The 15539-nt window shown below is 63.1% G+C and carries 10 protein-coding genes, 1 tRNA gene and 1 pseudogene; 1 reads left to right on the top strand and 11 read right to left on the bottom strand.

The annotated features are described in order from the left end of the window. From VF436_RS03560 to murJ, 7 genes are all read right to left on the bottom strand, one after another. Positions 1 to 1065 (bottom strand): IS3 family transposase gene (locus tag VF436_RS03560; RefSeq protein WP_330902606.1). Its coding sequence is split into 2 segments (ribosomal slippage), with 1066 coding nucleotides annotated over them: positions 1 to 819 and positions 819 to 1065; the frame shifts between segments, so codons are not numbered across the junction. This gene is flagged as partial in the annotation. Between the two features lie 486 nt (positions 1066 to 1551). Further along, a tRNA-Thr gene (locus VF436_RS03565) sits at positions 1552 to 1627 on the bottom strand. 47 nt (positions 1628 to 1674) lie between these two features. After that, positions 1675 to 2634, bottom strand: a complete 960-nt coding sequence (ispH, locus tag VF436_RS03570) for a 4-hydroxy-3-methylbut-2-enyl diphosphate reductase (RefSeq protein WP_330902607.1) — start codon at positions 2632 to 2634, stop codon at positions 1675 to 1677. A 291-nt stretch (positions 2635 to 2925) separates the two neighbouring features. After that, positions 2926 to 3426, bottom strand: a complete 501-nt coding sequence (gene lspA / locus VF436_RS03575; protein WP_330902608.1) for a signal peptidase II — start codon at positions 3424 to 3426, stop codon at positions 2926 to 2928. A gap of 54 nt (positions 3427 to 3480) precedes the next feature. Then, positions 3481 to 6354: an isoleucine--tRNA ligase gene (ileS, locus tag VF436_RS03580; RefSeq protein ID WP_330902615.1), complete on the bottom strand. Its 2874-nt coding sequence runs from the start codon at positions 6352 to 6354 to the stop codon at positions 3481 to 3483. Between the two features lie 76 nt (positions 6355 to 6430). Further along, positions 6431 to 7384: a bifunctional riboflavin kinase/FAD synthetase gene (locus tag VF436_RS03585; protein ID WP_330902609.1), complete on the bottom strand. Its 954-nt coding sequence runs from the start codon at positions 7382 to 7384 to the stop codon at positions 6431 to 6433. 148 nt (positions 7385 to 7532) lie between these two features. Then, positions 7533 to 9125, bottom strand: coding sequence for a murein biosynthesis integral membrane protein MurJ (murJ, locus tag VF436_RS03590; RefSeq protein WP_330902616.1), 1593 nt, complete (start codon positions 9123 to 9125; stop codon positions 7533 to 7535). 247 nt (positions 9126 to 9372) lie between these two features. On the opposite strand from murJ, the gene rpsT reads away from it, so the two are divergent. Beyond that, positions 9373 to 9636, top strand: coding sequence for a 30S ribosomal protein S20 (rpsT, locus tag VF436_RS03595; protein ID WP_330902610.1), 264 nt, complete (start codon positions 9373 to 9375; stop codon positions 9634 to 9636). Positions 9637 to 9867: 231 nt separating this feature from the next. Here rpsT and VF436_RS03600 read toward each other — a convergent pair whose 3' ends face one another. The 4 genes and pseudogenes from VF436_RS03600 to VF436_RS03615 all read right to left on the bottom strand — a co-directional run. Next, positions 9868 to 11235, bottom strand: a complete 1368-nt coding sequence (locus VF436_RS03600; protein ID WP_330902611.1) for a PepSY domain-containing protein — start codon at positions 11233 to 11235, stop codon at positions 9868 to 9870. Between the two features lie 73 nt (positions 11236 to 11308). After that, complete coding sequence (locus VF436_RS03605; RefSeq protein ID WP_330902612.1) at positions 11309 to 11656, bottom strand: DUF2946 domain-containing protein; 348 nt, start codon at positions 11654 to 11656, stop codon at positions 11309 to 11311. A 223-nt stretch (positions 11657 to 11879) separates the two neighbouring features. After that, the gene (locus tag VF436_RS03610) at positions 11880 to 13064 is read right to left on the bottom strand and encodes a DUF3322 domain-containing protein (RefSeq protein WP_330902613.1); all 1185 of its coding nucleotides are present in this window, start codon (positions 13062 to 13064) and stop codon (positions 11880 to 11882) included. Positions 13065 to 13068: 4 nt separating this feature from the next. Then, positions 13069 to 15539 (bottom strand): annotated as a pseudogene (locus VF436_RS03615) (ATP-binding protein); the annotation flags it as partial.

Here is a 15539-nt window from a genome sequence, read left to right on the forward strand (position 1 = left end):
GGTTGTAGAACATCTCGATATAGTCGAAGACATCGGATGCCGCCATAGCGCGATTGGGATAGATACGTCGCTTGATTCGCTCCTTCTTCAATAAGCTGAAAAAGCTCTCAGCCACCGCATTGTCGTGGCAGTTCCCGCGTCGACTCATGCTTGCCACCATGCCGTGAGCTTTCAGGAAGGCCTGCCAGTCGTCGCTGGTAAATTGGCTACCCTGATCGGAGTGGACGATTACGCCTGGCACCGGCTTGCGCCGCCATACCGCAGCGAGCAACGCCTGAAGCACCAAGTCAGTGGTCATCGTCGGGCGCATCGCCCAGCCCCCGATCTGCCGCGAGTACAGATCCGTCACGGCAGCCAGGTAAAGCCAGCCTTCGTAGGTGCGGATATAGGTGATATCCGTCGCCCAGACTTTGTTCGGCGCCTCCGGGGAGAACGCGCGATCCAGTACGTTGGCGACCCGACCGACAGGCCCACCCTTATGGCGTGGCCTGGAACCGTAGCCGACCTGGGCACGCAGGCCATCAGCCTTCATCAAGCGACGGACACGATGGCGGCTGCATGACTCGCCTGCCTCACGCAGATCCACGGTCAGCTTACGATGGCCATACACACCGCCACTGGCGAGCCAGTGGCGCTTGATCTGACTCAGCAAGTGCTCGTCCTCTCGGGCGCGATTACTGTCAGGTTTTCGCAGCCACGCGTAATAACCGCTGCGATGTACGCGTAGCACCCGACACATCGCACAGAGGCGAAATTCCCGTACATGATCGCGAATAAACGCGTACTTCGCCCTTACCCCTTGGCAAAGTACGCGGCGGCTTTTTTTAGGATGTCGCGTTCCTCGGTCACGCGCTTAAGCTCGGCTTTTAAACGTCGCATCTCCGCACTCTGATCAGATTCTGCGCGCTGTACGACGTCGGGCTTGGCGAACTTGACCTTCCACGCGTACAGGCTATGCGCCGTGATCCCCAGCCGCTGGGCGACATCCGCCACAGAACGACCGTGCTCGGTCACCTGCTTGACCGCTTCCACCTTGAATTCATCTGTGTACCGCTTGCTACTCATAGAGACCTCCTCGGTTGCCAGAAATTATGGCTCGAAGGTGTCTACGAAAGGCTGGGCGGTCCAGTGATAAAAAATCAGAGATACCCACCGGGCAGGCCAGATCGACCTTTATCTAAACCGGTCGCAAACGCCATGAATGTCAGCATCCTGCCAGCCCCTGTTCCGTCTATCGATACTTAATCACCAAATAATCACAGCGGTCAATGCGCAAGATATTGCGATAATCATCACACTGCTTGTGCGTTTCGGCAAAGCTGGGCGCAACGCTTTCTAGGTAAATGAAGGGACTGATCTATGACAGTTCAATAATACCCATATCAGGTAGCAGGGATTGAGACGATCCGCCCGTCTACTGGAATAAAACACTCATATCTTCATGACGAAGGTTACCAAGCAACGTCATGGCGCGGTGGCCTCGCTGCATAGAGCTCACAACAAAACAGCGCATCGCACGGCAACGTGTGATGCGCTGTTTTGAGCGAAAACTGGTGCCGGAAATAGGAATCGAACCTACGACCTACGCATTACGAATGCGCCGCTCTACCAACTGAGCTATTCCGGCGAGTGGATTCGCGATTTTACGGGGCGTCGGGGCTCGACGCAAGCGGGTCAGAGGCTGGCCGAGGAACTGCCGACCATCCGCAGCTCCTTGGGGAGCGCGAAGGTGATGGTTTCAGCCTCGCCATCGAGCTCGCGTACCTCGCTGCCGCCCCATGATTGCAGGCGGGCAATGACATCACGAACCAGCTTCTCTGGAGCCGAGGCACCAGCGGTCAGGCCGATGCGCTTGACGCCATCGAGCCAGCTGCGCTCGATGTGTTCGGCGCCATCGATCAGGTAGGAGGTGACGCCCTGCTTCTGTGCCAATTCGCGCAACCGGTTGGAGTTGGAGCTGTTGACCGAGCCGACCACCAGCACCAGGTCGACCGCGTCAGCCAGGCGGCGCACGGCGTCCTGGCGGTTCTGCGTGGCGTAGCAGATATCGTCCTTGCGTGGGCCGTCGATATCCGGGAATTTCTCACGCAGCGCACCGATGATGGCCTTGGTGTCATCCACCGATAGCGTGGTCTGGGTGACGTAGGAAAGCTGGTGCGGAAACTTCGGCTCCAGCTTCTGCACGCACTCGACCGATTCGACCAGCAGGATCTCGCCGGTATTGGCCGGGTTCCACTGGCCCATGGTGCCCTCGACCTCCGGATGCCCTTCGTGGCCGATCAGCACCACGCTGCGCCCGCCACGCCCCAGCCGGGCCACCTCCATATGCACCTTGGTCACCAGCGGGCAAGTGGCGTCGAACACGTTCAGGTTGCGCCGCTCGGCTTCTTCACGCACGGCCTTGGATACACCATGGGCACTGAAGATCACCGTGGAGCCGTCGGGTACTTCGTCCAGTTCTTCGACGAACACCGCACCATCGGTCCGCAGCTTGTCCACGACGTAGCGGTTATGCACCACCTCATGCCGCACATAGATCGGCGCGCCATAGGATTCGAGCGCACGCTCGACAATGGCGATGGCGCGATCGACGCCAGCGCAGAAGCCGCGGGGATTGGCTAGGAGGATGTCCATTTTTGGGGCGGGCCGTGGGAACTCTGTGATCGGGGGATTATCGCATGGTTGGGCTTACCCGTTCGGTGAATGCCCCCGGGCGCGCCTTGTGAGGTCGGCCGCGCTGCGGCCTGTGAGGCCGCTCGCTTACCTGCGCGGTGAGGCCGGTCTCGCTTCGCGATACCTGTGAAGAGGATGAACAACAAGAGCGGCGAGTGCCTTGCTCTTGACCTACTTCTTTACAGCCCACGCGGTGGACGACTTTGCAAGCGGCGCCAGCCGTGGGTCTCACAGCGAGCCCAAGCGGGCGATTCACCCGCCCGCTGGATCTTTCTTCGCGAACAACCCGAACGCCACCAGCGCCACCGCGCCGACCGTGATCGCGCAATCAGCCACGTTGAAGACTGGGTAATTCCAGGTGTCGTAGTAATGCACATGGATGAAGTCGGTGACCTTGGCCTGGTGCAGGCGATCGATCAGGTTGCCCCAGGCGCCGCCGATGATCAGGGCCAGCGGAACGGCGTTGCGATGGTCACTGCGCGGGGTGCGCTTGAGCCAGACGATCAGCACCACGCCGATGACCAGCGCGAGCAAGGCGAAGAACCAGCGCTGCCAGCCGGCACTGCTGGCCAGGAAGCTGAAGGCGGCTCCCGTGTTGAACGCCAGTGTCCAGTTGAGGAAACCCGGGATGACGACGTGTGGAACACCTTCGGGTTGCAGGGCATGAACAGCCCAGACCTTGGATAGCTGATCAAGCACGAGGACCACGGCGGTGAGCCACAGCCAGGAAAGCGCGGAAGGTTTGGGGGACATGAACGTGCTCGATGAACGCAAGAGCGGGCGCTCCGACCGGAGCGCCCGGACCACTCAGAAATAACGACGATCTTCGCCCGGGCCTTCGACGTTGCTTACGCAACGGCCGCATAGCTCGGGGTGCTCGGCATGGGTGCCGACGTCTTCGCGACGATGCCAGCAACGCACGCACTTCGGTGCCTGGCTGACCGTGGCCGAAACCCACACGTCTGCGCCTTCCAACTCGGTGAGCACAGCTGATTCGGGCTGGCCACCGGCCACGTCAAGGCGCAGGTCGGAGGTGATGAAGAAGAAGCGCATTTCCTCCATCGCCGGCGCGTAACGCGACACCACGGCCTGGTCGGCGTGGATAGAGAGCCTGGCTTCCAGAGAGGCACCGATCTGGCCGCCCTTGCGCATGTCTTCGAGCACGCGCGAGGCCGTGTCACGAATGGCCAGCAGGTCGGACCAGTAGCGGCGCTGCTCGGGCGAGCCCTGGGTGGCAGCCAGGCCGTCGTACCAGGTTTCGAACATCACGCTTTCGCTGCGCTGGCCCGGCATGTTTTGCCAGATTTCCTCAGCGGTGAAGGTGAGCATGGGTGCGAGCCAGCGCACCAGCGCTTCGAGAACGCGGTACATCGCACTCTGCGCGCTGCGTCGGCCCAGGCTGTTCTCCGGCATGGTGTAGAGCCGGTCCTTGGTGATGTCCAGGTACAACGCACCCATTTCGTTGGTGCAGAAGTTCTGCACGCGCTGCACGATTTCCGGGAAGTCATAGCGCTCGAATGCGGCGGCAATGGCCTGCTGCGTGTCGTAGGCCTGCTGCACGGCCCACTGGTCGAGCAGCACCGAGTCGGCCACGGGCACGAGTTGGGTGGCCGGATCGAAACCATCCAGGTTACCGAGCAGGAAGCGCGCGGTATTGCGGATGCGCCGATAGGTATCGGCCACGCGCTTGAGGATTTCGTCCGACAGCGACATTTCGTTGCGGTAGTCGGTCGAGCAGATCCACAGGCGCAGGATGTCCGCCCCCATGGTCTTCATGATGTCCTGCGGCTCGATGCCGTTGCCCAGCGACTTGGACATCTTGCGGCCTTGCGCATCCACGGTGAAGCCGTGGGTAAGCACTTCCTGGTAAGGCGCCGCGTCATGGATCGCCGCCGACGTCAGCAGCGAGGAATGGAACCAGCCGCGATGCTGGTCGCTGCCTTCCAGGTACATCACCTTGTATTCGCTGGCATTGCCGAGCTGAAGTTCCGGACGCTGGCCGATCACCGCGAAATGGCTGGTACCGGAGTCGAACCATACGTCGAGCACGTCGGTGACTTTCTCGTAGTTGTCCGCTTCCGCGCCAAGCAGTTCGGCCGCGTCGAGTGCGAACCACGCATCGATACCGCCCTGCTCCACTTTCTGTGCCACTTTCTCCAGCAGCACGACGGAGTCGGGATGCGGCTCCTGCGTGGCCTTGTGCACGAACAAGGCGATCGGTACGCCCCAGGTGCGCTGGCGCGAAATGCACCAGTCGGGACGGTCGGCGATCATGCCGGCGATGCGCTCCTCGCCCCAAGACGGGATCCAGCGCACGGTCTTGATCGCATCGAGCGCGCTCTTGCGCAGGCCCTTCTGCTCCATGCTGATGAACCACTGCGGCGTGGCGCGGAAGATCACCGGCGTCTTGTGGCGCCAGCAGTTGGGATAGCTGTGGTCGATACGCGAGAACGCCAGCAGTACGCCATGGGCGCGCAGCAGGTCGACGATGACATCGTTGGCCTTCCAGATGTGCTGTCCGACCAGGACCGTCTCGCCGACGTTCGGCGTCTGCTCGCCATAAGTACCACGCGAGCCGATGTAGTTGAGCGTGCCGATGCCATACGGCTTGGCGGCGACGAAATCCTCCGCGCCGTGGTCGGGCGAGGTATGCACTGCGCCGGTACCGTCTTCGTCGGATACGTGGTCGCCCAGGATTACCGGCACCTGGCGTGCATAGAACGGATGACACAGCGTGGTGAGCTCCAGCTCGGCACCCGGCACGACCTGGCTACCCGGCACGCGCTCGGCATGCTCGCGCTGCATGTAACGATGCGCGACCTTGTCGGCCAGGCGCGCGGCGACCACCAGCCATACCGGACGACCGTCACGCTCCGGCCCCTGGATCAACGCGTAGTCGATACCAGCGCCAAGGGCGACGGCCTGGCTTTCCGGCAGGGTCCATGGCGTGGTGGTCCAGATCGGGATGGCGACGATGGCGTTGCCTGCGTCGACATCAAACTTCGCTGCCAGTGCATTGGCATCGACGGCGTCATAGGCCACGTCCACTGCCGGCGAATTCTTGTCACCGTATTCGATTTCCGCTTCGGCCAGGGCCGAGCCGCAATCGAAGCACCAGTACACCGGCTTGGAACCGCGCACGACATGACCGTTCTCGACGATCTTGCCGAGCGCGCGCAGCATGTCCGCCTCGTACTTGGGTGCCATGGTGCGATACGGATTCTGCCAGTCACCCAGCACGCCCAGGCGCTTGAAGTCGGTGCGTTGCAGGTCGATCTGCTGCTGGGCGTACTCGCGGCACTTCTGGCGAAAGGCTTCGGCATCGAGCTTGTCGCCGACACGGCCGAACTTCTTCTCGATGGCGATTTCGATCGGCAGGCCATGGCAGTCCCAGCCCGGCACGTACGGCGAACGATAACCGGCCATCAGCTTGGATTTGACCACGACGTCCTTGAGCACCTTGTTGACCGCGTGGCCCAGGTGGATCACACCATTGGCGTAGGGCGGGCCGTCATGCAGCACGAACATGCGATCGCGGCCGGCGGTACGCGCCTGGATCTGCGCATAGCGGTCGGCCTTTTCCCATTCGGCCAGCCAGGTCGGCTCGCGCTTGGGCAGGTCGCCGCGCATCGGAAATTCCGTCTGCGGCAGGTGGATGGTGCTCTTGTAATCCTTGCTCATGGTTGGATAGCCATCGGGGTTGTTGTCGGTGCCGGCTGTGGGAAGCGGCACCGCTCGATTGCAGGAAACGGATGGATCATGCCTCGGCCAGACGCGGATTCATGCCCAGGATCGCCCGCGCTTCACGCGCGTCGAGGTTCATCTGGGTGGTCAATGCGTCCAATCCGTCGAATTTTTGCTCGTCACGCAGCTTGGCGACGAATTCAACGGCCATGCGACGGCCGTAGAGATCGCCCTCGAAGTCGAACAGGTGCACTTCGAGCAGCGGCTGGTTGACCTGGTTGACCGTGGGCCGCAGCCCCAGGCTGGCCACGCCCGGCCAGGCGCATTCGCTCTCACCCAAGCCCACACGCACGGCGAAGATGCCCTGGATCGGCGTCACGCGCTCACGCAGGTGGATATTGGCAGTAGGGAAACCCAGCGTGCGACCGAGCTGGTTACCGTACTCGACCTTGCCTTCGATCACGAACGGACGGCCCATCAGCGGCTCGGCCGCGGCGAACTGACCACTCGCCAGCAAGCCACGCACGCGGGTGGCCGACACCCGCTCACCATCAAGCAGCACCGGCGCCATCACGTGCGCTTGGAAGCCCAGCTCGGGGCCCATCTTTTCCAGCAGGGCCACATCGCCGGAGCGCTTGTGGCCGAAGCGAAAATCGCCACCAACCCAGACTTCGCGCGCATGCAGGCGATCGACCAGCACACGACGCACGAAATCCTCGGCGGACATCGACGTGAGGGCGTGGTTGAAGCGCAGTATCAAGGCCTGCTCGATGCCGGCCACGCCCAAGCCCTTGAGCTTTTCGCGCACGCCCGACAACCGCGGCAACGGGTGCGGAGAGAAGAAGGCTCGTGGCAGCGGCTCGAAGCTCACCACCGCCGGAGTCCAGCCACTGATTTCGGCGCGCTCGCGCACCTGCGCCAACAGCGCCTGATGCCCGCGATGCAGGCCATCGAAGGCGCCAACGGCCACTACGCTGCCGCCGGGGGCCAGACTGGGGCCCGCGACGTCCCTGGAGAGTCTCATCATCGGCCGAGTATAGCGGGAGCCGATCATCTTTTAACGGAGGGACGGGGGTGAGTCGCGAGGGAGCCAAGACCTTGCAACGTGATCCAGGGCACGGTGCGCGTCGCAGATCGGGGCAGCACTCGCCCCGCACTCCCCGCTCGCCCTTCGATCACACCCCGCGCAAGTCGCGCAGGCGAAAGCCGGTGGCGAAAAGCGTGGTCACATACGCGCCGCCGCCTGTCGCCACCAGCACACCCAGGTGCCACACGCGGGTCCACCAGCCATTGCTGGACCAGTCCGGCCACAGCCAGCGGCCGGCAAGCAGTACAGCGATCATCGCCGCACACGATAACGTCAGGCGCAGCCAGTGACGGGCCCAGCCAGGCTGGCGCTCGTAGACGCCTGCCTTGCCCAGCCAGCGCCATAGCAGGATCAAATTAATGTAGCTTGCCGTCGCACTGGCCATGCCCAAGGCCATGTGCAGCCCCGGCACCTTCACCAGTGCCTCGGCCATCGGCAACTGGCGAATCTCCGGTGTTGCCCACAACGAGAACAGCAACACAAGGAACAACAGGTTGAAGACCATGTTGGCCACCAGCGAGGCCACGCCCGCACGCACCGGCGTACGCGTATCCTGGCGCGCATAGAAGGCGGGCAACAGCACCTTCACCATGGCGAAAGCTGGCAGGCCGAAACTCAGCGCCGAAATGGACAGCGTGGCCATGTGCGTGTCGAAAGGCGTGAACTGGCCGTGCTGGAACAAGGTCGCAACCAGCGGCTGGGCCAGCAATATCAAGGCGAACATGGCCGGCACCGCGATCAGCAGCGTCGTACGCAGCCCCCAATCCAGGGCCTTGGAGAAACCGGCGTGATCGGTCGCAACATGATGGCGCGACAGCGACGGCAGGATCACCGTACCCAGGGCCACGCCGAACACGCCCAGCGGCAGCTCCAGAAAGCGGTCCGCCTGGGACAGCCAGCTCTGCGATCCGTCGATCAGGTGCGCGGCGATCAGCGTATCGAGCAGCAAATTGATCTGTGCCACCGACGAGCCGAACAGCGTGGGCACCATCAGGCGCATGATCCGGCGCACTTCCGGATGACGCCAACCCCAGCGTGGCACGGCGAGCAGATCCAGCCGGCCCAGCGCCGGTAACTGGAAAAGCAGTTGCAGCAGCCCGGCCGCCAGCACCGCCCAACCCATCGCCAGGATCGGCGTATGCAGGTGTGGTGATAGCCACAAGGCACCGGCGATCATGCACAGGTTGAGGATCACCGGCGTCAACGCCGGCACACCGAAACGGTGGAACGCATTCAGCGCGCCGCCGGAAAGCGCCGTCAGCGACACGAACAGCAAAAACGGAAACGTCAGGCGCAGCAGGTCAACGGTCAGGCCGTATTTGTCGGCATCGTTGGCCGCCGAGGAGTCGAACAGCGAGGCGACCTGGGGCGCAAACAGGATGCCCAAGGCCGTAACCACCAGCAATACGCCGCCCAGGGTGCCCGAAACCCGCGCCATCAGCTCCTTGAGGTCAGCGTGCGGGCGCTTTTCCTTCACTTCCGTGAAAACCGGCACGAAAGCGGTGGAGAACGAGCCCTCGGCGAACAGCCGGCGCATGAAATTGGGAATACGGAACGCCACCCAGAACGCATCGGTGGCCGCATTGGCGCCAAAGGCCGTATTGATCGACATATCCCGGACCAGCCCGAGAACGCGCGAGACCATCGTCATGCTGCTGAACGAGAGCAGCCCGCGAAACATGCTGGGGGACTTCATGCGGTGGCCGGAACCTTCTTCTGGATGGCGCGGAGAGCGATAGACGGCCGTACCAGGCCCGTGATTTCGCAAAGGCGCGTAGTTTGCCAGCCATACAGGGCGGGACAACAGCCGCGATTATGGCAAAATAGTGAACCCGGCCGGCCCAGAAGGGCCTAAGCTGTTGACGCAACGGCGCAAAGCCGCGATAATCGCCGTCTTTTTCCAACCCCAACGATTTCGGAGTTCTACCTTGGCCAACATCAAGTCCGCGAAGAAGCGTGCGCGCCAGTCCGAGCAGCGCCGCCTGCGCAATGTCAGCGCCCGTTCGATGGTGCGCAGCGCCCTCAAGAAGGTCGTCAAGGCCATTGAGGCCAAGGACAAGGCTGCCGCGGTCGAAGCCTTTGCCGCCGCTCAGCCGGTCATGGATCGCTACGCGGCCCGTGGCCTGATCCACAAGAACAAGGCCGCTCGTCATAAGAGCCGCCTCAACGCGAAGATCCGCGAACTGGCGTAAGCCAGTTTCGGATCATTATCGGGTTGGATAGAGAAAGCCGGCGCAAGCCGGCTTTTTTGCTTTGGGGGAAGTCGCTCGCTGGCGCCAGCTGTAAACCCGGTGGCTTCGCCATCTGTACAGGGTAAAGGCGGAGCGAGCCCGCCTGTGGAGGCTCTTCCCATTGATTCCCTACAGGCCGCAAAGCGCGCCGGCCTCACAGCTCGTGCCAACGAGCGACTTCTCCCGACCGCGTCAAAGCCCCAACACCCTCCTCGCCCCCTGCCAGCGCCGCAGCCACAGCCGCTCCAATAGCAGCACAATCAGCATCGAGGCGCCCAGGAGCGGCAGGACGATGCCCAGGACGATCAGGGCGATGACCATAGCGACCGGGTAGCGGGCGTTTTCACGGGGCGCCGGGGCACCGAGCACGCCCTTGGGACGGCGACGCCACCACAGGTTGCAAGCGCTGACGACCATGGTGATCAGGCCCAAGGCGGTCAGCGCACTCACGATCTGGTTGAGCGGCGGGAACAGCGCACCTTCGTGAACGGCCACGCCATAGCCGATCAGGCGGTCGAGCAAGGGGCGCTGGCTGAAGTCGGTACGCCTGACGACTTTTCCACTGCCAGGGTCAAGGATCAGGTCTGCTCGCCTTGAACGGTCATCGGCATCCGAACGGGCGGTCCATTGCGGATTTTTCATGGATGGCGGCGCCATCAGTACGGGAGCGGCCAGATGCTGGGCCTGCACCGAGGGCAAGGCGCGATCCAGCACGGTCAGGTCCATCGCGGACACGGGCATGCTCATGCCTGCCATGCCCGGCATATTGGCGTGCTCATCGACGGGCGTGTTGGCCTGGCGGTTACGCGCGCGCTCGTCGGCGCTTCCAATCGTCCAGTCCGGCATGGCGGTCGCGTGCGCGTACTGTTGGCGCACCTCGCGCAACAAGCCGCCCCAGGATTTGGCCCATGGCAGGCCGGAAACCAGCAGGAACAAGGCAAACAGCGAAATCCAGACACCCGTGACCGCATGCAGGTCACGCCACATCACACGCGCACCGCGTGACAGGCGCGGATAAAGCACGCCAGCCATACCGCCGCCACGGGGCCACCACAGGTATAGGCCGGTCAGCAGCAGCACGATGGTCCACGAGGCCGCCAGTTCCACCACCATCGACCCGGCGCTGCCCAGCTTGAGCTCGCCATGCAAGTAGAAGATCACCCGCATGAAACGGTCTTTTTCGTTTACTACGTGCAGTACACGCAGCGAGGCGGGGTCCACATAGACACGCACCACCTGCGAGCCCTTGCCGACCAGCACGCGCGCCGCGGCGTGCGGGGAGGTCGGTAACTCATAAGCGTTGAGCACGGTGCCGGGCACAGCGGCTAGCGCTGCCCGCACCTGCGCGGATACGGGCTGCGGCGGTGCATCGGTGACGTGCGCATAGGCACGCTCCAGCATCGGCTCAATTTGCGGACGAAACAGATAGATCAGGCCGGTACTGGCCAGCCAGAGAACTGGCAGCAGGCAACACAGCCCTGCGTAGAAATGCCAACGCCACAACAGGCGATAGGCATGGCGACGACGTCCCTGGATGGGCGTCGTATCGGGGGAAACCATGGGTAAATCCTCGGAAGCTGTCACGCATGGCGACGCACCGCCAGGGCGCGTCATTCAAAGCCTGGGAATCGACTCAGGCGATGGGAGGACCACGCGCCTTCGGCCTATGAGCTGCAACCTCCAGGGCGAGAGCCACGTGCGCGCGCCGTGGTGCAGGCATGATTGCCGACATCGGCAACCACAGCACCGCCGCGCCAGCCAACCCCGGGCTATCGCACATCAGGCTGCAATAGCCGCAATCGTCCAGCAGCATCGGATGCCTGGCGGCAGGATGCATGTGCGCGCCATGCTGCGCGCAACCATCTGGCATGGCATCGGCCGCAGCAAGCACACGCGACACCGTCGGCGCGGCGGACAGCAGCAGGATGGCCCACAGGCCCAACCAGGCTATCGAGCGCTTGCGATGTCGATACGGGGCCATGTCGGGACCATGGGGTGGTTACTGTGCATGGTAGCGGAGGGCGACGGGCTAGGAGTGAGGATTAAGGCGTGAGAAGTGAGTGCGCCACATTGCAGGTAGCCCAAAACCTCGAGCGCGCGACAATACATTGGCAACTTGCCAGCTTATGGCGAGCGCTCGCGCTCTCGCTGCTCGCCCTTCGTCCCTGGACTGGTGCCCGTGAAACCACGCCTACCGCGGATGCTCACACAGACCGTGCCGCCACCAGCCGCAGCCATGCGAAGTCCCAGGCGATGCGTTCCTGTTCCAGGCGACGACCGCGCATGCCAAGGGTGTCGTCGTCACCGCGCAACACGCGATAAAGCACACGCTCGGCAGGCGTCAGCAACGACAGGTCTTCGGCAGTCGCCTGCCGAGGTTCCTCGCCGGCCAAGGCGGCAAACTCGGTCAGCACGGTGGTGTCGTCCATCATCAGCGAACGGACGCGAGGCACGTGCGTGCGCAAGCGATTGAGGATGGCAAAGCCATGGGTATCCAGGTCGCCCCAATACAACAACAGGGGCACATCCTGCAGCCAGGGCAAACGCCCCAGGGCGTCGACGGCATAACCGCGGCGCATGAAAACCACGGTGCCGGGCAGATCCTGCACGGCCATGCCCGTAGTGAGGTTTTCAACCATGATCACGCATTCGGGATGGAAACCCTGCAATGCGGCGAAATCGTCGACAGGGGCCTCGATATCCGAGCATCCATGCCAATACGCGCGCAACCCGGCATCGAGAATGCGCATGCGCAGGCGATCCGGATATGCCCGCAGTCCCGTGGCCTGGTAGAAATCACGGCCCGGATCACCATGCAACGCCGCCATCCAGCCAGCCACCAAGCCTGCCCGCTTCTCGACCCATTTGCTGTCGATTCCGGCGATAGGCAATTGCCTGGGATAAAGCCCCGATTGCGGGTGCTGCCATAACCAATCGACGACTCGAACGAGTTGTCCGAATGCATCGTCTTCCCAATCGGCCAGGACATCGAAATCACGCGCGAGTTGCGCGCTCCAGCGAGCACGAGCCTGTTCATCCATCGACCAGCCCCGCAACGCATCGAATCGTCGCTGTGCGCGGCGCCAGCGCAGGCCTTCGCCCAAAGCATCGGCCACCTGATCGGGAGTTTCGAACCACCATTGCCTGGGCAAGCTCTGGTCACCCAAGCGCCGCCAGTGCGCAATCTCCCAGTGCACGTGCCCGGCGGTCTCGGCACGCCATGCACGCAACCATTGATCGAATATCGACCACTGGTCGATGGCCTGCTGCTCGGTAGGTTGCCTGAGCGGCAATCGCAGCGGCCACTCCCCTTCATGCCCAAGCCATCCGGCCCGCCGCGAGGCCCACAGGCTGCGCAAGCGAACGTGCAGCTTCTCAGGGAGCTGCATGCTCGCGGGCTCGCTCGGGAAGCTTCAGGCGCTTTTCCTCCGTGTCGTATTCGATCAGCAACACGCCCGAGTCATGACGGCCCGTGATGTCGACGAAGCAGGCACCGCCAATGAAAGGTTCAAGCGTCATCACCGACTTCAACGGCGTGGCTACTACCATCTGGAAACCGAAGTTGTCGAAGATATTCATCGCCAGCGCGGTGAATTCGTTGTCGGCCTTGTCAAACGCTTCGTCCAGTACCACAGGAGCGTAGCGTGGCAAATGCCCATCATCGCCACCCAGCTGGTAGCGCAGGGCCGCGGCCAGGCAGGTCGTGGCCAGCTTCTGGCGCTGGCCACCGGATTTACCCGCGCCGCTGCGATAGACCTCGACCTGGTCGCGCGTCTGTGCGTCGATTTCCACGCCGATGAATTCCACATGCTGGCGCACGTCCAGCACCTGCTCGCGCCAGCGCCTGTGCTCGGGATCATCCGCGCCCAGGCGAGCGACCAACTGGCGCAGGATCGCAAACTGTGCCTCGGCACGCTCGCGATCCTCGGTTTGGTGATGCGACAGCACGTCGCGCAATTGCGCCTGGAAGTCGCGCACGTCAGCCAAGCCACGATCGGTCAGCTCGATCTGCAACAAGGTACCGCGATTGAACGGCACCTGCTCCAGGCTTTCGTTGACCTCTTCCATGCGCTGGCCGATCTGTTTGCGCGCCTCGGTCATGTGCTTTTGCAGTACCAGCAGATCCTGCTTGCTCTGGCTCTGCAACAGATCGAAGAAGCGTGCTTCATGCCGCGGCAGGCCATCGAGTTCCAGTCGGCGCAGGCGCGCCAGGAAACCGTCGGCGGCGTCGAGGGTGGGCGTAAAGTCGGCGGCGTCCTGCGGCCAGCGGCGACAGAACGTCTTGAAGCCATCCTCGATCTGCTGCACCAGCTGGTTGTCCTGCTTGGCGTGCATCTCCAGTTCACCGTAAAGGCCTTTTACGACCTGCGAGAACAATTCGGAGATCGAGCCCAGCGACAAGGCTGGCTGCTTGGGAAGGCGCTCCTCCAGGCCTTTGACCTGCAAGGGTGTCAGGCTCAATTGACGCGCGGCCGCCTCGCAGGTCTCACGTTGGCGTGCCAGCTGATTGCGCTCGATGTCCAGCGCGCGGTGCTCACCCAGTGCATCCTCCAGCGATCGCGCGGCACGTGTGCGCAGTTCGCGCTCCATGTCCAGGCGCTGGCCGATCTCCTTGAGGTTGGCGTCGCCTTCGCGCAATTGCTTGAGTTGGATGTCGATATCACCCAGCCGCTGCAACAGCGGCGCAACGTCGATTTCATCCCAGTCGGCATTGGCTAGCGCATTGGCGAAAATACGCCGATCGTTTTCGCGCTGGTTTTCCTCGCGCAGGCGCTTGATCGCTTCGGCGGCCTGGGCAATGGCCTGCGCCAACTGCTGGCCCTCCTTCTCGAACAAGGCCAGCTTGTCGCGGTTGTCAAAACCCAACACCCAGTGCTTCTTGTCGCCAATCGCGCGACGGTCGTCCTTTTCGTAGCGTTCACCCGGATGCTTGACCTGCCCTTCGCGCGTGATGGCACGATCGGCGTGGCGCAAGGCCGCCGGAGAATCCACGCAGGCGTAATCGAAACGGCGCGCCAGTTGTTCGGCAAGCCAGCCCTGGTGTGCGTGATCGCGCACATCGAGCTTGTGCACCAGCGAGCGTGCTTCCAGCCGGTGCCGGTCGAAGCTGTCCGAACGGCCCACGCGGTAGTAGACCAGCTTACCGCCCAGGTGGGTCTTGTTGATCCAGGCCGAGACTTCGCCGTAGTGCTTCTCATCGACCAGCATGGATAGCGCAAAGCCATGCAACACGCGCTCGACGGCGCCACTCCAGGCGGCCTCCTCGGCTTTGACCTGCAAGAGCTCGCCGACGAAGGGCAAGGCGTGCTCCTTGAGGTCCAGTTCCTGGCACAGCCGTGCACGCATGGCCTGCACATGCGAAGGAATGTTCGACGGGTTGCGCTTGAGCGCGTCGATCTCGGCACGCACCTCGGCAAAGCGACGGCTGGCCTGGTCGCTGTCGCGCTTAAGGCCGTCCATCTGCTCTTCCAGCGTGGTCGCCCTGCCCTGCGCACCGTCGAGTAATTCGCGCGCCTGACCGGCCATTTCGGCGAAGGCACGCGCGGTACCTGGCAGGCTCCAGCCGAGCTGTTCGCAGGCGGCCTCGATCTTGTCGCGGCGTTGCATGGCCTTGTCGCGATCACGCACCAGGCGATCGTGTTCGCGTTCGAGACCGTCGATGGCATCGCCACCTTGCTCCCGCCGCTGGCGTTCCAGATCGGCGACACGCGCATCGTGGTTGGCCACCGCCTGGCGGCGCTGCTCCACTTCGCTGCCCAGCGCCTGGTCCTGCGTTTTCAGTTCAGCCAGGCGCGCGTCGAGCAAGCCCAGGCGACGCTGCTCGCGGTAGGTATCCACGCCCTGTTGCAGTTCGCGCAACTCCG

It is taken from the genome of Dyella sp. (genome assembly GCF_036384435.1).
Taxonomy (GTDB): domain Bacteria; phylum Pseudomonadota; class Gammaproteobacteria; order Xanthomonadales; family Rhodanobacteraceae; genus GSA-30.

Excerpts from the sequence above, each read along its gene's own strand:
- ispH (WP_330902607.1), bottom strand. The coding sequence starts at position 2,634 with ATGGACATCCTCCTAGCCAATCCCCGCGGCTTCTGCGCTGGCGTCGAT.
- lspA (WP_330902608.1), bottom strand. The coding sequence starts at position 3,426 with ATGTCCCCCAAACCTTCCGCGCTTTCCTGGCTGTGGCTCACCGCCGTG.
- ileS (WP_330902615.1), bottom strand. The coding sequence starts at position 6,354 with ATGAGCAAGGATTACAAGAGCACCATCCACCTGCCGCAGACGGAATTT.
- VF436_RS03585 (WP_330902609.1), bottom strand. The coding sequence starts at position 7,384 with ATGATGAGACTCTCCAGGGACGTCGCGGGCCCCAGTCTGGCCCCCGGC.
- murJ (WP_330902616.1), bottom strand. The coding sequence starts at position 9,125 with ATGTTTCGCGGGCTGCTCTCGTTCAGCAGCATGACGATGGTCTCGCGC.
- VF436_RS03600 (WP_330902611.1), bottom strand. The coding sequence starts at position 11,235 with ATGGTTTCCCCCGATACGACGCCCATCCAGGGACGTCGTCGCCATGCC.
- VF436_RS03605 (WP_330902612.1), bottom strand. The coding sequence starts at position 11,656 with ATGGCCCCGTATCGACATCGCAAGCGCTCGATAGCCTGGTTGGGCCTG.
- VF436_RS03610 (WP_330902613.1), bottom strand. The coding sequence starts at position 13,064 with ATGCAGCTCCCTGAGAAGCTGCACGTTCGCTTGCGCAGCCTGTGGGCC.